The sequence below is a fragment of the Streptomyces sp. B93 genome (assembly GCF_018070565.1).
Taxonomy (GTDB): domain Bacteria; phylum Actinomycetota; class Actinomycetes; order Streptomycetales; family Streptomycetaceae; genus Streptomyces.
In genome coordinates this window covers 42,398-64,797 of the sequence record NZ_JAGPXL010000040.1, presented here as the reverse complement: position 1 = coordinate 64,797, position 22,400 = coordinate 42,398, and the positions used below count along the sequence as shown (strand labels likewise).

The window sequence follows — 22,400 nt, the reverse complement described above, 5'->3', positions numbered from 1 at the left end:
GTGTCCGTCCTCGGAACCGCGCGATCTGCCAACTGGAACGGCAACGGGGCTTTCCGCGCGAACCACTGCGGGCGGACACCCCCCGACACGTCCCCTTCCGCCGTACGGCGCCTGCGGGCCGCCACTGGCTGAGCACCCCAGCTGGCCCAGCCGCGGGCAGCCGCCAAGCCGCCGTAGCTGCGGGCAGCCGTACCGCAGGGGGCGGCGCCCACCCGGCAACAGTGCTGACTCTGCCGTAGCTGCGGGCAGCCGTACCGCAAGGGGCGGCGCCCACCCGGCAACAGTGCTGACTCTGCCGTAGCTGCGGGCATTCGTGCCGCAGGGGCGGCACGGGTGGGCGCAGCGGCACCCCGCCAGCGCCGGGCTGCGCAACGCCCCCGGCCCGCACCCACCCCGGGCATCCGGGGAGCAGGCCGCCCCCGGCTCACCCCACCAGGTGCCGGTTCGGGGTCGTCGCCGCTGGCTCCAGCTCCGGCAGCACCACGACAGTCACTCCAGCCCCCGCCAGCACCCCAGCCCCATCCGCCCCGGCGACAAAGGTGTCCGGCTCGCGCCACGCGGTGACGACCCTCCGCACCCCGGCGTCGAGGATCAGCCGCGCGCAGGCGCGAGGCCGGGACGCGCGGCGGGCGCAGGGTTCCAGGCTGCTGTAGACCGTCGCACCGCCCAGCCGGGCGTCCGTCGCGGAGATCTTCGCCAGTGCCGCCTCCTCCGCGTGGACGACGGGGTCCCCGCCCTCGCGGGAGTACCCGCGTGCCAGTTCCGTCCCGTCCGCCGCGACGACCACCGCGCCGACGCTGAAGGCGGTGTCGGAGGGCGGGCACTGGGCCGCCAGTTCGCAGGCGAGCCGCAGCCAGTGCCGGTCGGCGGCGTGGGGGAGGTCGCCGGTGCCGGGGGCGGTGGGTTCGTAGCGCATGAGGACGGTGTCGCCGACGGGGCGGGTTTCGAGGAGGCGCAGACGGCCGGGCTGGTAGGGCCCGGGGCCGAAGAGCCGGGGGGCGTGGCGGTCGCCGACGAAAAGGGGGGCGAGGGCGAGCTGGAGTTCGTCGGCGAGGCCCTGCTGGAGGAGCTGGGTGTGGACGGTGCCGCCGCCTTCGACCATGAGGCGTCGTACGCCGCGTGTGTCGTGCAGGTGGGTGAGGAGGGTCCGCCAGTCGAGGTCGGGGCCGAGGGGGACGACGTCGGTGGTGGCGGGGAGGGCCGGGGCCCGCTCGGCGCCCTTGTCGGTCGTGTAGAGGATCTTGTCGCCGCCGGTGTGCCAGAACTGTGCGGTCGGGTCGAGGTCGCCGGAGCCGCTGACGGTGACCTTGAGGGGGTACGCGGGTTGACCGGCGGCGAGGCGGGCGGCTCGGCGGTCGGGGGAGTTGACCAGGAGCCGCGGGTTGTCGGCGCGGATCGTGCCGGCGCCGACGAGGATGGCGTCGACGGAGGCGCGTACCTCGTCCACGCGGTCGAAGTCGGCGGCGGAGGAGAGCAGCAGTCGGTCGGGGCTGGTGTCGTCGAGGTAGCCGTCGAGGGAGACGGCGGCGGACAGCAGGACGTAGGGGACGGGCATCGGTGCTCTCCACTCCACCTCAGGGCCTCGGGGCGGGCCGGTCGGGCCGGGACTTGGTCCAAGTTTTAAGCAAAACTACACTGGGGGCATGACGACCCGCTGGCTCACCCCCGAGGAGCAACGCGCCTGGCGCGCCTACCTGGCCGCGACCCAGCTCCTGGAGGACACCATCGACCGCCGGCTCCAGCAGGACGCCGGCATGCCGCACCTCTACTACTCCATCCTGGTGCACCTCTCCGAGGCGCCGGAGCGGCGGCTGCGGATGACCGATCTCGCGGAGCGCGTGAAGATCACCCGCAGCCGGCTGACGTATGCCGTGGCACGGCTGGAGCGGGACGGGCTGGTGCGTCGGGAGGGGTGCGCGTCGGACCGTCGGGGCAGTCTCGCGCTGTTGACGGAGGAGGGGGCGGGCGTGCTGGAGGAGGCCGCTCCGGGGCATGTCGAGGTGGTGCGCGCCGCCCTGTTCGACCATCTCGACGCGGAGCAGGTCGGGCAGTTGGAGGAGATCTGCGGCCGGATCGCGCGTGCGCTCCAGGGGGACGGGGACGCGGGGTGCGCGTCGGGGGAGCTGCCGTGGCGGAGGCGGTCCACGCCCTGCACGTGAGGCCGCGTGAGCCCGTGTGAGTCAGGTCACCAGAGCATTGCTTCAAAGTTCAAGCAAGCGTAGGGTCACTTCCTGTCCGGCCATTTGTTTCAAATCTGAAGCAGAAGGCGACGGCTTGCGATGCAACGAACGGAAGCGGAGACCCACATGCCCCAAGTGCCCGCCGCCACCCCGCGCTCCCGCGTCCAGGTACCGCTGAGCTTCCCCGACGGCTACCGCGTCGACGCCGAACTCGTCACCTTCCACGGGCTGGCCGACGGCCGGGAGCATCTCGCCGTCGTCCTCGGCGACCCCGGCCCCCTCCCCCTCGTACGGCTGCACTCCGAATGCCTGACCGGCGACGTCTTCGGCTCCGCCCGCTGCGACTGCGGGCCGCAGCTGCGCGAGGCCGTCGAACGCATCGCCGAGCGCGGTGGCGTCCTGCTCTACCTCCGCCAGGAAGGCCGCGGGATCGGTCTCTACAACAAGCTCGACGCGTACGCCCTTCAGGACCAAGGCCTCGACACGTACGAGGCCAACGCGGCTCTCGGGCTCCCCGAGGACGCCCGCAACTACACGGCCGCCGCCCAGATGCTCGGCGCCCTCGGCGTCGACGCGCTGGACCTGCTGTCCAACAACCCCGACAAGGCGGAGCAGTTGCGCGCGCTCGGCGTCGACGTACGGGACCGGGTTCCCACCGGGGTCTTCGCCACCGACCACAACGTGCGGTACCTGCGGGCCAAGGTCCTCCACACCCGGCACACCCTGCCGCTGGCCGAGTTGTCCGTCGGCTGACCCCTCACCAGGTCTCCGAGCCGCCCTCGGCGGAGGCGGGCTGGGTGGGCGCGCGGTCGCGGCCGGGGGCGCGCAGCCGAAGGGCGAGCAACGGGAAGACGAGTACGGAGAGCATCGCGGCGCCGACCAGCGCGGCGGCCTCGCCCGCGCCGATCACCTCGTCGTCCAGGCCGATGGTGGTGATGGCGACGACCAGCGGCAGACAGGTGGAGCCGTGCAGCGCGAGCGCGGCGCGGTCGCGGCGGGGCCAGCCCGGTGGCGCCAGCCAGTACAGCGGGCCGCCGCGGACCAGGAGGAAGAGCAGCAGGAAGGCGGGGAGCAGGGCGAGCGGGCGGCCGTCGTCGAGGAGCGCCGAGAGGTCGAAGTCGATGCCGGTGACGACGAAGAACACCGGCACCAGGAAGCCGAAGCCCATCGCCTCGATCCGGCCCATGACCTCACCGCTGCTGTGGGGTGCGGCCCCGACGAGGACGAGCCTGCTGATGACCCCAGCGGCGAAGGCGCCGAGCAGGGTGTCGAGGCCGAAGACGTGCGCCAGGCCGAGCATGGCCGCCAGCACGAACATCACATAGCGCACCGCGAACTGGCCGCTGCTGTGCAGGGTCTCGGCGACGACACCGGAGAACCAGGCCGGGCGGGGCCGCAGCGCCAGCCGGACGGCGACGGCGGTGACCGCGGCGAACGCCAGCAGCAGCACGGTCGAGCGGCCGGGGTCACGGCCGCTGAGCAGCAGCGCCATGGCAACGATCGGGCCGAACTCGCCGACCGCGCCGAAGGTGAGCACGACCGTGCCGAACGGGCCGCGCAGGTCCCCGGAGTCGCGCAGGACCGGCAGCACCGTGCCGAGGGCGGTGCTGGTGAGCGCGGTGCCGATGACGAAGCTCCGGGTGACCTCGCCGCCGCTGAGCGCGAAGGCGATGCCCAGTCCGACGGCGAGGGTGACCAGCCAGGCGCCGAGCGAGCGGCGCAGCGTGTCCCCTCGTACGGCGGCGAAGTCGATCTCGTAGCCCGCCAGGAAGATGAGCATCGTCAGCCCGAGGTCCGACAGCCCCTCGATGAACTGGTCCTGCTCGGCCCAGCCCAGCACGTCCGGGCCGACGACGATCCCCAGCACGATCTCGAAGATGACCAGCGGAACCGGAACCCAGCGGGCCACGCGGTACGCCAGCAGGGGCGCCAGCACCGCGACGGCCATGATCAGGATGAGCGTCCCCGGCTCCGTCATGCCCGGTATCCAACTCGCCTGCCGACGCCCCGCCCGTCCGCGCCGATCCGGTTCCCCGCACCGCCACCCGAACGGCCCACATCCGCTGGCCGCCCCCCTGCCGCCGCCCCGAGAGTCGAAGCACCGTCCCGGAGGGAGACAGACCGACGATGAGCCAGCCCACGAGCCCCACGCCCGCAGCCCCCGGACCGGCCGGCTGGGCCGCGGGCGGCACCCTCTTCGCCGGAGTCCTGCTGTTCGTGCAGGGCGTCATCGGCATCCTGCAAGGCATCGCCGGTATCGCGGAGGACGACGTCTACGCCCATGTCGGCGACTACGTCTTCGAGTTCAGCCTGACCGCCTGGGGCTGGATCCACCTGGTCCTCGGCGTCGTCCTGGTCGTCGTCGCCTGGGGCCTCCTCAGCGGCCCCGCCCTGTGGGCCCGCGCCGCCGGCATCGCCCTCGCCGCCCTGAGCGTCGTGGCGAACTTCCTCTATCTGCCGTACCAGCCCTGGTGGGCCGTCATCGGCATCGCGATCGGCACCTTCGTCATCTGGTCCCTGGCCCACACGTCGTCCCCCGACGACCTGACGACATGAAAGCGCCCGGACCGACCGAAGCCGACCCGGGCGCCGCACCCGTAGGCCCTGTGGGACTCGAACCCACAACCAATGGATTAAAAGTCCACTGCTCTGCCAATTGAGCTAAGGGCCCAGGCGATGTTGCCTCCCCGAGCATAGCCCGAGGAGGCCGTGTCTCCGATCGGGTATCGGGGACACGGCGTCCCACGTCGCTACCAGAGGCGTTTGTGGCCCTGCCAGCCGGTGGCGATCTTCGTGCGTCCGTAGAAGGAACCCTTGCCGTTGCCGCTGTTGCGGTACAGGTTGCCCTTGGTGTCGCGGGAGACCAGGTCCGCCCGGCCGTCCCCGTTGATGTCACCCACACCGACGACCGCGTTGTACGAGGCGCCCCAGCCGGAGAAGACCTTCGTGCGGGAGCCGAACGTGCCCTTGCCGGTGCCGAAGTAGCGGTACAGGTTGTTCGACTTGTCCTGGGCGAGGAGGTCGCCGACGCCGTCGCCGTTCAGGTCCCCGGCGCCGATGATCTTCTTGTACGTCTTCCAGTTGTCGTACAGCTTCACGCGCGACGACAGCCTGCCCGTGCTCGTGCCCTTGTGGAGGTAGACCGCGCCGGTGGCGGCGTTGCGGGCGATCAGGTCCGGGCGGCCGTCCTTCGTCAGGTCACCGGGCGAGGTCAGCACGTCGTACTGGGTCCAGCCGGAGGTGGCCAGGGTGGTGTAGCGCGTCGACGGCTTCAGGGCGGCGTCGCAGCCCGGCTTGTAAAGGCGGAGCGCTCCGCTGCTCAGACGGACGAGGACGTCGTTGCAGCGGTCGCCGCTCAGGTCGCCGAAGGGTACGGCGGTGATGGTGGTGGGCCAGCCGGTGCCGGTGGTCCGGCCGCTGAACGTGCCGGTGCCGGTGCCCCGGTGGAAGGTCAGGGAGCCGGAGGAGCTGAGGGTGAGCAGGTCGCCGGTCGCGTCGCCGCCGATGTGGTCGTGGCGGACCGGGCTGCCCTTGCGCAGGCGGACGGAGCCCTTGACCGTCAGGGCGGCTCCGGTGCCGTCCGCCGGGGTGACGGACAGGGTCCAGTCGTAGCGGCCGTTGGGCAGGGACGCGTCCCCGCCGCGGGTCGGGTCGTCGCCGTGCCAGCCGACGGTCAGTTCGCCGCGCGCGGCGCCGCCGGAGCGGGTGTCGACGGTCTTGCCGGTGGCGGGGTCGCGCACGGTCAGCCGCCAGTTCGCGGACGGCTTGGAGAGGAGGAGGGTGGTCAGCCTGCCCGGTGTCACGCCGAGCGACCGGGCGTCGACGTACGTCGCGTTCCGGGCCGGGTCGAGCAGGCGCAGCGGCTGCTGCGGCACGCCGGAGGGTACGAGGTGCACCTGCCCTTGGTCGTCCACGTAGGCGGCGTTGGCGCCCGCCTCGTCGACCGTCCAGCGCACGTCCCGCTGGGAGACGCCGGTGTCGGGCAGGTCGCCGATGACCCTGCTGTCCCCGGCGGCCGTCGTCAGGATCAGCTTGCCTGCCTGCTTGTCGTGGGTGACGACATAGCCGTCGCCGAGCCTGGCCTCGTCGGCAGGGACGGACACGGACTTCCTCGCCGTGCGGTCGTAGATCCCGGCCCGTCCGTCGCAGGTCCAGTAGAGGTAGCGGCCGAGCGCCTGGAGTTCGGTGGGGGCGCAGCCCGCGTCCGTGGTGAGGGTCTCGGTGGTCTTGCGCGCCGTCAGGTCGTACGCCGTGACGGTGCCGGGGGTGGTGCTGGTGCTCCAGAGGGTGTTGCCGGAGAGGGCCGCGGGGCGGGGGGTGCGGGAGACGGCCGGGGCGGCGCTGTCGCCGATCCGGTAGACGTCCTGCCGGGTCGGCGAGGTGTGGAGGACGTAGCGGCCCGAGACGTCGGTGATCCGCCCGCCCGGCGGCAGCAGCGCCCGCTCCCAGGCCGTGTCCGCCTCCGGCCCGGCGACCCGGATCCGGTCGGTGGTCCCGTCGTGCGTCAGCCAGACGGTACGGCCGTCCGCCGTGCCCTGGACCTGCTGGCAGGCGACGTCCGTGGCGGCGCAGGCGTCCGCCCAGGTCGCCGAGGTGAACAAGGTCCGCTCACCGAACGTGGGCGTGCCGGTCGGCGCGACGGTCCGGCCCCAGGTCGTCAGGCGCAGCGGTCCGACGTCCCTGCCGACGATCCGCCCCTGGTCCAGGGAGAGGCCCTGGATCTCGACGGGCGGCTTGGGCAGCGGCTTGACCTGCGTGACCACGGGCGGCCCGCCGTCCGGGGCCGGGGTGACGCGCTGGATGCCCCACCCGTCGGCGCCGGTTCCGATCCGCACGGCGGTGCTGCCGGGGGCGGCGACGGTCCCCTGCTTCGCGGAACGCAGCAAGGTCACCGGGGCGCCGCCCGTGATCGGCTGGGCCGTCATGGTCAGGACGCCGTTCACCAGCCAGTCCCCGACGACGGCGAGACCGTGCGTGGCGTTGAGGCCGTCCTGGGCGCCTGCGAGCGTGATCCTCGCCGGTTCCCCCGAGAGGTCGCGGGGGAAGACCAGCACCTCGGCCTTGGTGAGGCCGGAGACGACGACATGGCCGCCGCCCAGGCTCAACCGGCCGTACCCGGAGGGCAGCCCGCCGCTCCAGCCACGCACCTCACCGGTGTCGCGGTCCACGGCCGCCATGCCGGCCTGACCGTCGACGGCCGCGCGGAAGTACAGCATCTCCGCGTCGGCGCCCGTGGCGAACCCGAGCGTCAGCCCGGCGGGGCCGCCCCTGACCTGGGTGTCGGCGGTCGTTCCGTCCGGCCCCGGCGTCAGCAGGTGCATCTCCCGGGTGGCCTTGCCGTCGTCGCCGGTGATGCTCCGGAAGCCGATCGTCAGGTTGTCGTACGACGTGAGGTAGCCCAGCCCGTCCGGGACGCGCAGGCTGCGGGTGGTGCCGTCGGTCGCGTCCCAGAAGTCGACCCTGCCGTCGCTGTACTTGTACGCCAGCACGTCGGTGCCGGTCGACATCGGGCTCGCGCCCTCGGGCGCCGCCGGTACGCCCACCGACTCCCGGTCCGCGTACCGCGTCCACACCAGCCCCCGGTGTCCCTCCAGGGTGTGGAAGACGCCCCGCGCGCCGCCGGAGTCATGGCCGCTGTGCGTCAACGAGGCTCGGAAGGACGCCCCGAGGTATTCGCTCCGCAGTCTCGCCGGTACGACCGTCTCCTGCGCCTCCCCCGCCACCGCGGGCGTCGGCAGCAGCGGGGCCAGCCCGGCCACCAGGACGGCCGACGCCGCTACGAGACGCAGACGTATGTACGCGTGACCGTACGCATGGCGAGCCAAGGAGCCCCTCCCCAGAAGCACCGGGCGGGCGGCCCGCGCCTTCGGCGCCCCCTGCCGTCACTCCGCCCCCAAGTCGGCTGACCTTACAGGGGTTTGACAAACGCCGTGGCCCCCATCCGTCAGGACGGGGGCCACGGCGTCTCAGTGCTGGGCGTCAGCCGTTGCGCTTCCAGCGCGGCTTGTCCTCGCGGCGGCCGAAGGAGCCGGTGCCGCGGTGGTCGTCACGGCGGCCGTACGGACGCTCGTGACCGCCGGACCGGAAGCCGGGGCGGTCGCCCTGGCGGTCGCGGTTGAAGGGACGGTCGCTGCCCCGGTGACCACCGCGGTCGTCGCGGCGGAAACCACCACGATCACCGTCACGGCGCTCGAACGAACGGCCACCACGGTCACGGTCCCGGTCGAACGGACGACGCTCGTCACGACGGTCATCACGACGGTCGTCACGACGGAAACCACCACGATCACCATCGCGGCGCTCGAACGAACGGCCACCACGGTCACGGTCCCGGTCGAACGGACGACGCTCGTCACGACGGTCGTCACGACGGAAACCACCACGATCACCATCGCGGCGCTCGAACGAACGGCCACCACGGTCACGGTCCCGGTCGAACGGACGACGCTCGTCACGACGGTCATCACGACGGTCGTCACGACGGAAACCACCACGGTCACCGTCACGGCGCTCGAAACGCTCGCCCCGGTCCGCACGGTCGGTGCGCTCCGCCCGGTCCACGTCACGCGCCACCGGCTGCTCCGGTACGGCCGCCACGGCCTGCGTCGCGCCCTGCTCCTCGTCCTGCGTCGCCGCCACCGCCGCGGCCACGGCCGCCTCGGGGTCCTCGCCGCGCTCGCGGGCGGCCCGTGCGACCAGGCGGTCGGCCTCCTCGCGGAGTTCGGCGGCGCGGCGCTGCGCCCGCTCCAGCTGCTTGGTGAGCTGGGCGACCTCGCGCTCGGCCTGCTGGGCGGCGTTGCCCGCGGACTCGGCCTGCACCTCGGTCATGGACCGGGCGCCGGTGATGTCGGCGACCTCGGGGTCGAAGGCGGCGCCACCCTGGATGATGTGGCGCGAGGCGTCGACGCCCGCGTCCTCCATCAGCCGGAAGATCTGGCGGCGCTGGTGCGGCAGGGCCAGGGACACGACGGTGCCGGTGCGTCCGGCACGGGCGGTGCGGCCCGCGCGGTGCAGGTAGTCCTTGTGGTCACCGGCCGGGTCGACGTTGAGGACCAGGTCGATGCCGTCGACGTGGATGCCACGCGCGGCGACGTCGGTGGCCACGAGGACGTTGACGTAGCCGTCCTTGAAGTCGGCGAGCGTCCGGGTGCGGGCGCCCTGGGTCATGCCGCCGTGCAGCGCGTCGGCCTTGGCACCGGCCTCGCGCAGCTGCTCGGCGACGCGGTCGGCGCCGAGCTGGGTGCGGACGAAGACGATGGTGCGGCCCTTGCGGGAGGCGATGGCGGCGGTGACCGGCGCCTTGTCCTTGGGCTTCACGATGAGGATGTGGTGCGACATGGTCGTCACCGCGCCCTGGGCCGCGTCGACCTCGTGGCTGACCGGGTCGTTCAGGTAGCGGTCGACGAGGGTCTTGATCTCGTTCTCCATCGTGGCGGAGAACAGCATGCGCTGACCGCCCGCGGGGACCTGGTCGAGCAGTTCCGTCACCTCGGGCAGGAAGCCCAGGTCGGACATCTGGTCGGCCTCGTCGAGGACGGCGATCTGCACGTCCTCCAGCGAGCAGGCACCGCGGTTGATGATGTCTCGCAGCCGGCCGGGGGTGGCGACGAGGATGTCGACGCCGCGCTCCAGGGCGTAGATCTGGTTGCCCATCGAGGTGCCGCCGCAGACGACCTTCATCTTCAGGCCGAGGACGTCGCCGTAGGGCTGGAGGGCGTCGGCGACCTGCATGGCCAGCTCACGGGTGGGGGTGAGGATGACCGCGCGCGGCTTGCGCTTCTCGGTGTGTCCACCGGCCAGCGTGGCCAGGGTGGGCAGACCGAAGGAGAGGGTCTTGCCGGAGCCGGTGCGGCCGCGGCCGAGGATGTCCTTCCGGGCCAGGGCGTCCGGGATGGTCGCGGCCTGGATGGGGAAGGGGGTGGTCACGCCGTTCTGCGCGAGCTTGCGGACGACGCCCTCGGGGAGGCCGAGGTCGGCGAAGGTCAGCTCGGGGGCCTGCTCGGCGGCCTCCGTGTCCTGGGTGCCCGCGGGCACGACGGCATGATCAGTACTGGCGATAGACATACGTCTGCGAAACCTTCCGGAGTCTCGTCGGCACGCGCCCGTCAACTCCGTGAATTCGCAAAACGACCGCCTCGATGCGGTCAGCCACGGCAAGGGAGAGTACGCGCCACACGGCGCGCTCTGCGTTGGCGCCGGGCAAATGGGATCAAACGATCTACCACCATACGCACTCCCACCCCCCGAAGGCAAACCGCATCCGGGAGCGCGGACAGTGTTCCTGACCACAGTGGGTCACTGTGGGCGGCGGCATCCCCCAGCATCCCACAGCGCTACACGGGTGACCCGGCCGCCGGTGCCGGTTCCCGCTGTGCCAGCTGCGGTCCGGTCTCCTCGTGCGCCGACGACGACGGTTCCGCGGTGGTCGGCTCGGGCGGCTGCGAGGGCTCGGGCGACTGCTGCGGCGGTTCCGGCTCCGGTGCGGTCCGGGTCGGCGTCGGCTGGCCGCCGGTCGGCTCGGGCGCCCCCGGACGGGGCGTGGCCCGGCCGGGCTTCCCGCCCCCGGCCGGCGCGGTCGCGCCCGCGGACGGCGCCGACGGGGATCCGGTGGACTTCCCGGTCCCGCCGCCGTCCTCGTCGTGCTCGCCCGGCTTGCCCTTGTGCTTCGCCTTCTTCTTGTCCTTGTCCCGGCCCCGCCCGTCCTCGGGGCCGCCCGCGACCTCGCCGTAGCCGACGCCGTCGCCGGTGACGGCCGTTCCGGACACCTCACCGCCGCGCTCTCCCGCCGACCGCGACGGCTGGACCCGGCCGCCGTCGCCGTCACCCACGCTCATGCAACCGGCGGCGGCGACGACGGCCACCGCGGTGGCGGCCAGGCGGACGGGAACGTACAAGGGGCGCACGGGGGCCACCTCCGGAAGCGGGGCGGGTGAAGGAGTCAACCTGCCCAACTCCCGCCGCCCGCGGGAGGACACGCGCGGGGCCGGTCCGGTCAGCCGTAGCCGAGGGCGTGCAGCCGGGCGTCGTCGATCCCGAAGTGGTGGGCGATCTCGTGCACCACGGTGATCTCCGTCTCCGTGACGACGTCCTCCCGTGACTCGCAGAACCGCAGCGTCGGCCCCCGGTAGATGGTGATCCGGTCCGGCAGCACCCCGGCGTACCACTCGCCGCGCTCGGTCAGCGGGGTCCCCTCGTACAGCCCCAGCAGCTCGGGATCGTCGCTCGGCGGTTCGTCCTCGACGAACACCGCGACGTTGTCCATCAGCCGCGTCAGCTCCGGCGGGATCCGGTCCAGGGCCTCGGCGACCAGTTCCTCGAACTCCTCGCGCGTCATCTCCAGCACAGGCCCCATTGTCCGGTACGACACCGTCATGCGGGCCGCCCGTGCCGGGACCGGCGCCCGCGTGAGCCGGACGGCACCCCGCGCGAACACCCGGAAGCCCCACGGGCCCGCATACCGCCCCACCGACTTGGGCATACGGCTTCAATGGCCCGCGTCCCAGCCGCTGTCCTGAAAGTGCTGCACTCACTGAACCGCCTACGGAAGTCCCCCCGCCGAGCCCTCACCCCCCGCCGCGACCGCCGCGGGCACCGCACCGCGCTGCCCGCGCTCGAACTGGCCACCCGGCCGAACCCGTGGGCCCGCGCGCTCGGCCTGGTCATGGTCGTCCTGGTCGGCGCCTGGCTGGGTCTGCTGATCGTCGGCAACGTACGGGCGCCGGTCGGCCCGATGGACACCACGATGACCCTGCGGCCGTCCCTCACCGGCGGCACGAAGATCAACGTCTCCCCGCTGGGCGCGCTGCACCTGGACAGCCATGTCGCCCCCGTCCGTCTGGACGTCAACGTCGACCAGCTCGACCCGGTCCGCTCCCAGGCCCTGGTCGACCACCCCGAACGCCTCTCCGGCCTCCAGGACGAGGTCACCCGCGACGTCGGACACGGCACCCTCGACCTCGCCGTACGCTCCTGTGTCGCCGTCGTCGCCGGGGCCACCGCCCTCGGTCTCGCCGTCTACCGCCGCCCCCGCCGCGCCCTCGCCGCCGGGGGCCTCGCGCTCACGCTGCTGGCTGCCTCGGGAGCGACGGCGTACGCCACCTGGAACCCGAAGTCCGTCCTGGAGCCGAGGTTCTCCGGCCTGCTCTCCTCGGCCCCCTCGCTGGTCGGCAACGCCCGCAGCATCGTCACCGAGTTCGACGTCTACCAGAAGGAACTCGCCCGCCTGGTCACCAACGTCACCAAGCTCTACGACGTGACCTCGACACTGCCCGCGTACGCGCCCGACCCGTCCACCATCCGGGTCCTGCACGTCTCCGACATCCACCTCAACCCGGCGAGCTGGAAGATCATCGCCTCGCTGGTGGAGCAGTACGAGGTGAACGTGATCGTCGACTCCGGCGACACCATGGACCACGGCACCGCGGCCGAGAACGGCTTCCTCGACCCGATCGAGCACCTCGGCGCCCCCTACGTCTGGGTGCGCGGCAACCATGACTCGACGGTCACCCAGGAGTACCTGGAGGGCATGAAGAACGTGCACGTCCTCGACGACGGCCGCGCCGAGACCGTCGCCGGGCTGCGGTTCGCGGGCATCGGTGACCCCCAGTTCACCCCCGACCGCTCGGCCCGGCCCGGCGCCGAGGCGTCCCAGGAGCTGGCCGGGGCCCGTCTCGCCTCCGCCCTGCGCGATCACCGGGCGTCCGGCAAGCCGGTGGACGTGGCCGTCGCCCACGAGCCGTCGGCGGCCCGGGAGACGGACGGCGAGGTGCCGCTGGTCCTGGCGGGCCATCTCCACCACGACGAGATGGAGGTCCTCCCCTACGGCACCCGGCTGCGCATCGAGGGTTCCACCGGCGGCAGCGGACTGCGCGCGGTGGAGGGCGAGCACCCCGACCCCATCGAGGCGTCCATCCTCTACTTCGACCGTGACACCCGCCGCCTCCAGGCCTGGGACGAGATCGAACTGGGCGGCCTGGGCCTGACGACGGCCGAGGTCAGCCGCCACCTGCCGGAGGAGAACACCCCGGGCGCCACCCCGTCCCCCACGGGCACCCCCACCGGCACCCCATCCGGCACCCCGACCGGTTCTCCGACGGCTTCCGGGACGCGGGCGCCCACCGGCACCCCCGCGGCTCCCCCGAGCGCCCCCTCCAGCCCGTCCCCGTAAACCGTTTTGGCGATACCTCCCGCCATCCCATATGCTTCTCACGTCCCCGACGCGCTGAGAAGCGCCCAGGCGGGCCGATAGCCCTCATCGTCTAGCGGCCTAGGACGCCGCCCTTTCAAGGCGGTAGCACGGGTTCGAATCCCGTTGGGGGCACGCAGTACGGTGTGCGACACTGTCGTACATCACGCTTGGTCCTGTGGAGCAGTTTGGAGTGCTCGCCACCCTGTCAAGGTGGAGGCCGCGGGTTCAAATCCCGTCAGGACCGCTGAGGTTTCACGTGAAACCTCGTGGCTGGGTAGCTCAGTTGGTACGAGCGATCGCCTGAAAAGCGATAGGTCGCCGGTTCGACCCCGGCCCCAGCCACCACCGCAGCCCCCGTCGAGATCATCGACGGGGGCTTTGGCGTGCCGCCGCAAAAGCGTTAGCCACGTTTTTCGCTGGGATGAGATCCTGGAACCCGTATGTCTACGCACCCTGCCCCCGCCCTCGGCGCCCTCGCCCCCCGTCTGTCCGAGCTGTCGCTGCGTGATGCGCACCGGCTCGGACGCAGGCTGGAGGGTGCCCGGAAGATCCGTAAGCCGGAAGCACGGGCCGCCGTGCTCGCCGAGATCGAGGCCGAGGTCGACAAGGCCGGGGCACGGATGGACAAGCGGCGGGCGCGCGTGCCCGCCGTCTCCTATCCCGAGCAGCTGCCGGTCAGCCAGAAGAAGGACGCGATCGCCGAGGCCATCCGCGACCACCAGGTGGTGATCGTCGCCGGTGAGACCGGGTCCGGCAAGACCACACAGATCCCGAAGATCTGTCTGGAGCTGGGACGCGGCGTGCGCGGCATGATCGGACACACCCAGCCACGCCGGATCGCCGCCCGGACCGTCGCCGAGCGGGTGGCGGAGGAGCTGCGGACGCCGCTCGGGGAGGCCGTCGGCTGGAAGGTGCGGTTCACCGACCAGGTGAACCCGGACGCCACCTTCATCAAGCTGATGACGGACGGCATCCTGCTCGCCGAGATCCAGACCGACCGCGAGCTGCGCGCCTACGACACGATCATCATCGACGAGGCCCATGAGCGGTCCCTGAACATCGACTTCCTGCTCGGGTATCTGGCGCAGCTGCTGCCCAAGCGGCCGGATCTCAAGGTCGTCATCACCTCCGCGACCATCGATCCCGAGCGGTTCTCGCGGCACTTCGCCGACGCGCCGATCATCGAGGTCAGCGGGCGGACGTACCCCGTGGAGGTGCGGTACCGGCCGCTGCTGGAGGAAGACGGGGACGACGCCGACCGGGATCAGATCACCGCCATCGTCGACGCCGTCGAGGAACTCCAGGCGGAAGGGCCGGGTGACATCCTCGTCTTCCTCTCCGGGGAGCGGGAGATCCGTGACACCGCCGACGCGCTGACCAAGAAGAAGTTCCGGTTCACCGAGGTGCTGCCGCTGTACGCGCGGCTCTCGCACGCCGAGCAGCACCGCGTCTTCCAGCCGCACACCGGCCGCAGGATCGTTCTGGCGACCAACGTCGCCGAGACCTCGCTGACCGTGCCGGGCATCAAGTACGTCATCGACCCCGGCTTCGCCCGGATCAGCCGCTACAGCCACCGCACCAAGGTGCAGCGGCTGCCCATCGAGCCGGTCTCGCAGGCCAGCGCCAACCAGCGCAAGGGCCGCTGCGGGCGGACCAGCGACGGCATCTGCATCCGGCTGTACTCCGAGGACGACTTCGTCGCCCGGCCGGAGTTCACGGACGCGGAGATCCTGCGGACCAACCTCGCCTCCGTCATCCTCCAGATGACCGCGGCCGGGCTCGGCGACATCGAGAAGTTCCCCTTCATCGACCCGCCGGACCACCGCAACATCCGCGACGGCGTGCAGCTGCTCCAGGAGCTGGGCGCCCTGGACCCGGCGCAGAAGGACCCGCGCAAGCGGCTCACCGACACCGGGCGCAAGCTGGCCCAGCTGCCGGTCGACCCGCGGCTGGCCCGCATGGTCCTGGAGGCCGACCGCAACGGCTGCGTCCGCGAGGTCATGGTCATAGCCGCCGCGCTGTCCATCCAGGACCCGCGCGAGCGCCCCGCCGACAAACAGACCCAGGCCGACCAGCAGCACGCCCGCTTCAAGGACGAGACCAGCGACTTCCTCGCCTTCCTCAACCTCTGGCGGTACGTGCGCGAACAGCAGAAGGAGCGCGGCTCGTCCACCTTCCGGCGGATGTGCAAGCAGGAGTACCTGAACTTCCTGCGCATCCGCGAATGGCAGGACATCTACACACAGCTGCGCACGGTCGCCAAGCAGATGGGCATCCACCTCAACGAGGACGACGCCCCCGCCGACCGCGTCCATGTCTCCCTCCTCGCCGGTCTGCTCTCGCACATCGGCATGAAGGACGTGAAGGACGGCAACAAGAACGACTACCTCGGCGCCCGCAACGCCAAGTTCGCGATCTTCCCCGGCTCGGCCCTGTTCAAGAAGCCGCCGCGGTTCGTGATGTCGGCGGAGCTGGTGGAGACCTCCCGTCTCTGGGCCCGTGTCAACGCGAAGATCGAGCCGGAGTGGGTGGAACCCCTCGCCCAGCACCTCATCAAGCGCACCTACAGCGAGCCGCACTGGGAGAAGGACCAGGCGGCCGTGATGGCGTACGAGAAGGTCACGCTCTACGGCATCCCGATCATCGCCCAGCGCAAGGTCAACTACGGCCGGATCGACCCCGAGGTCAGCCGGGAGCTGTTCATCCGCAACGCCCTGGTGGAGGGCGACTGGCGCACGCACCACAAGTTCTTCGCCGACAACCGCAGACTCCTCAGCGAGGTCGAGGAGCTGGAGCACCGGGCGCGCCGCCGGGACATCGTCGTCGACGACGAGACGCTGTACGACTTCTACGACCAGCGGGTCCCCGAACACGTCGTCTCCGGCGCCCACTTCGACTCCTGGTGGAAGCGCAAGCGGCACGAGCAGCCGGACTACCTCGACTTCGAGCGGGAGATGCTGATCCGGGAGTCGGCGGAGGCGGTCACCAAGGCCGACTACCCGGACACCTGGCGGCAGGGCGACCTCAAGTTCCGGGTGACATACCAGTTCGAGCCGGGCGCGGACGCCGACGGTGTCACCGTGCACATCCCGCTCCAGGTGCTCAACCAGGTCACCGACGAGGGCTTCGACTGGCAGATCCCCGGTTTGCGGGCGGAACTGGTCACCGAGCTGATCCGCTCCCTGCCGAAGCCGATCCGCCGCAACTACGTGCCGGCGCCGAACTTCGCCCAGCGGTTCCTCGACCGGGCGGTGCCCCTCCAGGAGCCGCTGACCGTCACCATGGCCCGTGAGCTGAAGCAGATGGTCGGCGTGCCCTTCGACGCCGAGGACTTCGACTGGGCCAAGGTGCCCGAGCACCTCCGGATCACGTTCCGGATCGTCGACGAGCGGCGCCGCAAGCTGGCCGAGGACAAGGACCTGGAGACGCTCAGGCTCCGGCTGAAGCCGAAGGCGCGGCAGGCGCTGTCGCGGGCCGCCGCGGCGACCGCCGAGCGGCAGGGCGGGCCGTCGCTGGAGCGCCAGGGCCTCACCGACTGGACCATCGGCACCCTCGAACGCGTCTTCGAGACCCGCAGGGCCGGACAGCCCGTGAAGGCCTACCCGGCGCTCGTCGACGACGGTGACACCGTCTCCGTACGCCTCTTCGACACCGAGGCCGAGCAGGCGGAGGCGATGTGGCGGGGGACGCGGCGGCTGGTCCTGCGCAACATCCCGGTCAACCCGGCGAAGTTCGCCAGCGACCGGCTGACCAACCCGCAGAAGCTCGCGCTGTCCGCCAATCCGCACGGCTCGGTGCAGGCCCTCTTCGAGGACTGCGCCATGGCCGCCGCGGACAAGCTGATCGCCGACTTCGGGGGGCCGGTGTGGGACGAGGAGTCCTACCGGAAGCTGTACGACAAGGTCCGCGCCGAGATCGTCGACACGACGGTCCGTACGGTGGCCCAGGTGCAGCAGGTCCTCGCCGCCTGGCAGGCCTGTGAGCGCCGTCTGAAGGGCGTACGGAGCCCCGCGCTGCTGCCGAACCTGACGGACGTTCGCAGGCAGCTGGACGCGCTGGTGAAGCCGGGGTTCGTCACGGAGACCGGGCTGCGGCGGCTGCCGGACCTGATGCGCTATCTGGTGGCCGCCGACCGGCGCCTCCAGCAGATGCCGACCAACGTCCAGCGGGACACGACGCGTATGCAGAAGGTCCATGAGATGCAGGACGAGTACGCCTGGCTGCTGGAGCAGCTGCCGCAGGGGCGTCCGGTGCCGTCGTCGGTGCGGGACATCCGCTGGATGATCGAGGAGCTGCGGGTCAGCTACTTCGCCCACGCCCTCGGTACGGCGTACCCCGTCTCGGACAAGCGGATCGTGAAGGCGATCGACGCGGCTGTCCCGTAACGCTCCCCGCACCCTGGGTGAGTTCGACCAGGGTGGCCACCCTCCTGTACAGTCTCTTCTCGCAGCGCAACGCACGAATGGCGCCGCGAAACCTGGTCCTGTGGAGCAGTTTGGAGTGCTCGCCACCCTGTCAAGGTGGAGGCCGCGGGTTCAAATCCCGTCAGGACCGCAAGAGAATCGACGAAGGCCCGCGCCCGTGAAGGGCGCGGGCCTTCGTCGTGCAGCGGAGGAGCCCGGGTCTTCGGACCCGGGCTCCTCCGCTTGTCCGCGTGCGGCCCTGACGGCCCGTATCCGGCCTTGACGGCGTCACATTCGCTCGGTACCCAGGGAACAGGGGCAGCGTGCCCGCTGGGGCTCCTGGAGGTGGGTATGGCGGCATCGGTCAGGCACGAGACGCGGGCGCTGCTCCGCGCGCATCTGTCGGCCGCCTCGTCGTACCGGCATCTGACCCGGCACTGTCCGATCTGTCATCAGCTCCTGCGGCTGGCGATGGAGACTCCGCCCCGCCCGTCGGAGGACGAGCCGGACGACGGGCGCGCCGAGCCGGAGCACCCCGCCGCGACCGCCTGACCTCCCAACACCCTTGTGTACGGCGGCGGATGACGCCACGCGCCGGAACGTCAGGCTCCATTAGCGCACATACGCCAGAGGCAACAAGTACCGTGGCATGTGACGGGAGTCACCGCATAAGTTTTCAAAGCCGCGGTACTTACGGCCCACCTACAACTGGTCAATTTAATATGTGCAATTGCACCAGCCTGAGAGCCGACTCCAAGACCTCCGCCAGACTCCGACCAGACTCCGACAAGGCCGCTCACAGGGCACCGTCCGGCACCCCGGACAACCCACCACGGGGGCACAAAAAAGATCGCGCTGGACCCGGCGGAGTCCAGCGCGATCGACGACGCACCCTGTCACTTGCTCTACACATGTGGGCGTGGGCCCTGTTGGGGCAGAGCCCGCGTCGCTTGGAGCTGTGGTTCCGGACGTCCGGACAGGTGGGGGACCTGCCGCTTTGCCCGGGTATTCAGTTGTTCGGGCCCGTTAGGGCTGTTCAAGCCCGTTAGGGCCTGATCAGGCCTCGCTGCGCTGCTGCGGGATGCCCGCGAGCAGGGCGCGGACCTCCGCCTCGCGGTAGCGGCGGTGCCCGCCGAGCGTGCGGATCGACGTGAGCTTGCCGGCCTTCGCCCAGCGCGTGACCGTCTTCGGGTCGACGCGGAACATGGTGGCGACCTCAGCCGGGGTCAGCAGCGGCTCGGCATCAGGGGTGCGAGCGGTCATGAGCGGCCTCCTCGGGAGAACCGAACCTTCTCGGTTCTTTCCTCTAAATTCTGCACCTTGACCCGCGTTGCCCGAAATGGCGGACGCGAGTCGAGTCGGTTATAGGACGAACGGCTTGTCCTCGGCACTACAACTACACCATCTGTCCAGCCGCGTCGGCCAAACCGATGGAATTGCCCCCCCAGGCGTTCATCACCGACGGAAGCCGATGGACCATGCCATAGCGGACAGTCACGCCACTGTGACGATCAGTCACAGGGCGATCAGGAGTCACGAGACCCCCCAAAGCGTGCAATGCTGAGACAGAGCCCTCCCCGGGCTCCTTGTCCTATTTTGGCACGAGGGTAGGCAAGAGACGCAAGAGCCGTGTACGTGCGGTCTGTCACGCTTGACACAAACGCCCGGATCGATCCCTACGTCCCGTCAACTCCGGGAAGTGCGGTAGACCGTACTCTGTCCTGAGCCGTCTGGGCCGTGACCTGCGTCACGTGCGGCACATCACATCACCGGGGCTGCCGGCCCGTCAGTTGGCGGACCGCAGGTCCCGGACCGACCGCCAGCGCTCCACGAGCCGCCCGTAGGCCCGGCCCGCCCTTGACGCGTCACCGTTGCGCAGCGCCTCGATGCCCTCGGCCACGTCGGCAGCCGAGTGGTCGCCCTCCAGCTCGCCGGCGGGCAGGGCGTGCACCAGGCCGCCGTAGTCCACCTCCACCAGCGAGCGCGGGTGGAACTCCTCCAGCCAGCGGCCCACGTCCACCAGACCGTCGATCAGCGGGCCCTCGTCGACGGCCTCCCGCAGCGCCCGCAGCCCGCGTGCGACCCTGCGCCGGGCCTGGACCATGGGGGTGCGGTAGCGCAGCACGGGCACCGGCGGCTCGTCGTCGGCGTCCGCGGACCCCTTGTCGTACTCCCGCTCCTCGTCGGCGACGAGGACGAACCAGTTCAGCGGGACCTGCCAGGTCGCCGTGCGGATCCAGGGGCGGGCGTCGGGGTTGTCGGCCAGCCAGCGCTCGTAGTCCTGGACGGCCTGGCGGCGCACCACCGGGGGCAGCACGGTGTCGAGGACGGAGGCGGGGAAGTCCTCGGCGAGGTCGCCCAGGGCCTGCCAGCCGCGCAGCCGGGTGCGCCAGGGGCAGACGTAGGTGACGCCGTCGAGGTCGAGGACGAAGGCCTCGCCGGACTCGTGCACGGGCACCGCGATGGGCGGAGTGGGCAGCAAGTCGGTGAGCGAGCGGCGCAGTTCGTCCTGGTAGGAGGGGTGGTCGGGGCGGCGGGCGTAACGTGCCCAGTGAGTGCGCTCGGGCTCCGGGAAGGCGGCCAGTGGCTCGTACACGCGCAGGTACGCCGCATACGGCACGATCAACGAGGACACCTTGGGCACGCCTGCTCCCTCCCCCGCCCACCGCCGGGGAAACCTGCCGGGACCGCTCGGGAACGAGCGGGAAATCCCTGCAAATCGTCCCACGGACGGTCGCGCTGGTACTCCGTGCGGAGGTGATCTGGACCACTGGGCGGCGCAGGCCCGACAGCAGGCTCTAATCTCCTGCTACGAGCCCCCCGCCACCCATACGGGAGCGCTCGCCCCACAACCGCCGCAACTACTCAGGAGTCACCACCGTGACCGATGTAACCGGCGCACCTGCTGATGTACTGCACACCCTGTTCCACTCGGACCAGGGCGGTCATGAGCAAGTCGTGCTTTGTCAGGATCGCGCCAGTGGGCTGAAGGCCGTCATCGCCATCCACTCCACCGCGCTGGGCCCCGCGCTCGGCGGTACCCGTTTCTACCCGTACGCGACCGAGGCGGAGGCCGTCGCCGACGCGCTGAACCTCGCGCGCGGGATGTCGTACAAGAACGCCATGGCCGGGCTCGAGCACGGCGGCGGCAAGGCCGTGATCATCGGTGACCCCGAGACGATCAAGACCGATGAGCTGCTGCTCGCCTACGGCCGCTTCGTGGCCTCACTCGGCGGCCGTTACGTCACCGCGTGCGATGTCGGTACGTACGTCGCGGACATGGACGTCGTGGCGCGCGAGTGCCGCTGGACGACCGGGCGCTCGCCGGAGAACGGCGGCGCGGGCGACTCCTCCGTACTCACCGCCTTCGGCGTCTACCAGGGCATGCGGGCCTCCGCCCAGCACCTGTGGGGCGACCCGTCGCTGCGCGGGCGCAAGGTCGGCATCGCCGGCGTCGGCAAGGTCGGCCACCACCTCGTGGAGCACCTGCGTGCGGAGGGCGCCGAGGTCGTCATCACGGACGTGCGCGAGGCCGCCGTACAGCGAATCCTCGACCGGCACCCGGAGGGCGTCACCGCCGTCGCCGACACCGAGGCGCTGATCCGCGTCGAGGGCCTGGACATCTACGCCCCCTGCGCGCTGGGCGGGGCGCTGAACGACGACTCCGTGCCGGTGCTGACCGCCAAGGTGGTCTGTGGCGCGGCCAACAACCAGCTCGCCCACCCGGGCGTGGAGAAGGACCTCGCCGACCGCGGGATCCTCTACGCGCCGGACTACGTGGTGAACGCGGGCGGTGTCATCCAGGTCGCCGACGAGCTGCACGGCTTCGACTTCGACCGCTGCAAGATGAAGGCCTCAAAGATCTACGACACCACGCTGGCCATATTCGCACGTGCGAAGTCGGACGGGATCCCGCCCGCCGCGGCGGCCGATCGGATCGCCGAACAGCGCATGCACGAGGCCGCCGCCAAGCGCGGATGGTGACGTTCCGCCAGGGCGCCGTCGCGAGGGGCTCGCAGGTTTGGGCGGTACCTGCCGGTGGGCAGTTAGAGAGAACTCTCACTTCCACCGGCGGGTCGCCCGTCGGGAAGTGGTTAAAATCGCCACTGACCAGCGAGAACGGGGCGTCTCGCAGGTTCTGGGCGCGGGCACGTCATGCGGGCGACGTACCGTATGGGCGCGGGCTCAGGTACCGTGGAAGCCCTACGGACCGGTCTCTCCACGGAGAGCCCGTTCCGGACCATGAACGCGTGTCAAGACTCTGGGGCCGTCGAGCCCCGTCGTTGAGGGGGTCGAGCCATGGGGCGCGGCCGGGCCAAGGCCAAGCAGACGAAGGTCGCCCGCCAGCTGAAGTACAACAGCGGTGGGACTGATCTCTCACGCCTGGCCGAAGAGCTGGGCGCATCGACATCGAATCCGCCGCCGCCTAACGGCGAGCGGTTCGAAGACGATGAGCATGACGACGACGACCTGTACTCCCGGTACGCCGACCTCTATGAGGACGACGACGAGGAGGACGAGGACGACCAGTCCTCACGGCACCGTCGCGGCGCTTGACTCTGCTCTGAGCATTCACCCGGTCGGTGACTTCGGTCACCGACCGGGTTCTGTGCTGCCCACCGGGCGGCA

Annotated in this window: 16 protein-coding genes and 5 tRNA genes; 12 read left to right on the top strand and 9 right to left on the bottom strand. The window is 71.1% G+C overall.

Annotated elements, in window-relative coordinates; translation table 11 throughout:
- Positions 1 to 424 precede the first annotated feature (424 nt).
- The gene (locus KBY47_RS28690) at positions 425 to 1,555 is read right to left on the bottom strand and encodes a dihydrofolate reductase family protein (protein WP_210926017.1); all 1,131 of its coding nucleotides are present in this window, start codon (positions 1,553 to 1,555) and stop codon (positions 425 to 427) included.
- 88 nt (positions 1,556 to 1,643) lie between these two features.
- Here KBY47_RS28690 and KBY47_RS28685 point away from each other — a divergent pair, with 88 nt between their 5' ends.
- Complete coding sequence (locus tag KBY47_RS28685; protein ID WP_210926015.1) at positions 1,644 to 2,159, top strand: MarR family winged helix-turn-helix transcriptional regulator; 516 nt, start codon at positions 1,644 to 1,646, stop codon at positions 2,157 to 2,159.
- 147 nt (positions 2,160 to 2,306) lie between these two features.
- Positions 2,307 to 2,933, top strand: coding sequence for a GTP cyclohydrolase II (gene ribA / locus KBY47_RS28680; protein ID WP_210926013.1), 627 nt, complete (start codon positions 2,307 to 2,309; stop codon positions 2,931 to 2,933).
- Between the two features lie 4 nt (positions 2,934 to 2,937).
- Here the strand turns inward: ribA and KBY47_RS28675 are convergent, their stop codons facing one another.
- Positions 2,938 to 4,158 carry a cation:proton antiporter gene (locus tag KBY47_RS28675; protein WP_210926011.1) on the bottom strand — a complete coding sequence of 407 codons (1,221 nt, stop codon included), beginning with the start codon at positions 4,156 to 4,158 and terminating at the stop codon, positions 2,938 to 2,940.
- A 149-nt stretch (positions 4,159 to 4,307) separates the two neighbouring features.
- Between KBY47_RS28675 and KBY47_RS28670 the strand changes: the two genes are divergently transcribed.
- Positions 4,308 to 4,736: a hypothetical protein gene (locus tag KBY47_RS28670; protein WP_210926010.1), complete on the top strand. Its 429-nt coding sequence runs from the start codon at positions 4,308 to 4,310 to the stop codon at positions 4,734 to 4,736.
- Positions 4,737 to 4,778: 42 nt separating this feature from the next.
- On the opposite strand, the gene KBY47_RS28665 is transcribed toward KBY47_RS28670, so the two are convergent.
- The 5 genes from KBY47_RS28665 to KBY47_RS28645 all read right to left on the bottom strand — a co-directional run bounded on the left by KBY47_RS28665 (position 4,779) and on the right by KBY47_RS28645 (position 11,523).
- Positions 4,779 to 4,851: transfer RNA gene (locus tag KBY47_RS28665), tRNA-Lys, on the bottom strand.
- A gap of 79 nt (positions 4,852 to 4,930) precedes the next feature.
- On the bottom strand, positions 4,931 to 8,005 hold the full coding sequence (locus KBY47_RS28660; RefSeq protein WP_247695364.1) for a VCBS repeat-containing protein: 3,075 nt from the start codon (positions 8,003 to 8,005) through the stop codon (positions 4,931 to 4,933).
- Between the two features lie 154 nt (positions 8,006 to 8,159).
- Entirely contained in the window at positions 8,160 to 10,244 is a 2,085-nt protein-coding gene (locus tag KBY47_RS28655; RefSeq protein WP_210926008.1) for a DEAD/DEAH box helicase, read from the bottom strand.
- Between the two features lie 269 nt (positions 10,245 to 10,513).
- Entirely contained in the window at positions 10,514 to 11,083 is a 570-nt protein-coding gene (locus tag KBY47_RS28650) for a hypothetical protein (RefSeq protein WP_210926006.1), read from the bottom strand.
- 89 nt (positions 11,084 to 11,172) lie between these two features.
- On the bottom strand, positions 11,173 to 11,523 hold the full coding sequence (locus KBY47_RS28645) for a metallopeptidase family protein (protein WP_210926004.1): 351 nt from the start codon (positions 11,521 to 11,523) through the stop codon (positions 11,173 to 11,175).
- A gap of 144 nt (positions 11,524 to 11,667) precedes the next feature.
- On the opposite strand from KBY47_RS28645, the gene KBY47_RS28640 reads away from it, so the two are divergent.
- The 7 genes from KBY47_RS28640 to KBY47_RS28610 all read left to right on the top strand — a co-directional run bounded on the left by KBY47_RS28640 (position 11,668) and on the right by KBY47_RS28610 (position 18,323).
- Positions 11,668 to 13,347, top strand: a complete 1,680-nt coding sequence (locus KBY47_RS28640) for a metallophosphoesterase (RefSeq protein ID WP_210926002.1) — start codon at positions 11,668 to 11,670, stop codon at positions 13,345 to 13,347.
- 80 nt (positions 13,348 to 13,427) lie between these two features.
- Positions 13,428 to 13,500, top strand: a tRNA-Glu gene (locus KBY47_RS28635).
- Between the two features lie 37 nt (positions 13,501 to 13,537).
- Positions 13,538 to 13,612, top strand: a tRNA-Asp gene (locus tag KBY47_RS28630).
- A 24-nt stretch (positions 13,613 to 13,636) separates the two neighbouring features.
- Positions 13,637 to 13,713 (top strand) — tRNA-Phe (locus KBY47_RS28625).
- Positions 13,714 to 13,808: 95 nt separating this feature from the next.
- On the top strand, positions 13,809 to 17,753 hold the full coding sequence (hrpA, locus tag KBY47_RS28620) for an ATP-dependent RNA helicase HrpA (protein WP_210926001.1): 3,945 nt from the start codon (positions 13,809 to 13,811) through the stop codon (positions 17,751 to 17,753).
- Between the two features lie 94 nt (positions 17,754 to 17,847).
- A tRNA-Asp gene (locus KBY47_RS28615) sits at positions 17,848 to 17,922 on the top strand.
- A gap of 200 nt (positions 17,923 to 18,122) precedes the next feature.
- Complete coding sequence (locus KBY47_RS28610; protein WP_210925999.1) at positions 18,123 to 18,323, top strand: DUF6274 family protein; 201 nt, start codon at positions 18,123 to 18,125, stop codon at positions 18,321 to 18,323.
- Between the two features lie 504 nt (positions 18,324 to 18,827).
- Here KBY47_RS28610 and bldC read toward each other — a convergent pair.
- Complete coding sequence (gene bldC, locus KBY47_RS28605; protein WP_003949541.1) at positions 18,828 to 19,034, bottom strand: developmental transcriptional regulator BldC; 207 nt, start codon at positions 19,032 to 19,034, stop codon at positions 18,828 to 18,830.
- 523 nt (positions 19,035 to 19,557) lie between these two features.
- Positions 19,558 to 20,415, bottom strand: a complete 858-nt coding sequence (locus tag KBY47_RS28600; protein ID WP_210925997.1) for a hypothetical protein — start codon at positions 20,413 to 20,415, stop codon at positions 19,558 to 19,560.
- 236 nt (positions 20,416 to 20,651) lie between these two features.
- Here KBY47_RS28600 and KBY47_RS28595 point away from each other — a divergent pair, with 236 nt between their 5' ends.
- Complete coding sequence (locus KBY47_RS28595) at positions 20,652 to 21,755, top strand: Glu/Leu/Phe/Val dehydrogenase dimerization domain-containing protein (RefSeq protein WP_210925995.1); 1,104 nt, start codon at positions 20,652 to 20,654, stop codon at positions 21,753 to 21,755.
- A gap of 315 nt (positions 21,756 to 22,070) precedes the next feature.
- Positions 22,071 to 22,328, top strand: coding sequence for a DUF3073 domain-containing protein (locus KBY47_RS28590; protein ID WP_210925993.1), 258 nt, complete (start codon positions 22,071 to 22,073; stop codon positions 22,326 to 22,328).
- Positions 22,329 to 22,400: the final 72 nt, after the last annotated feature.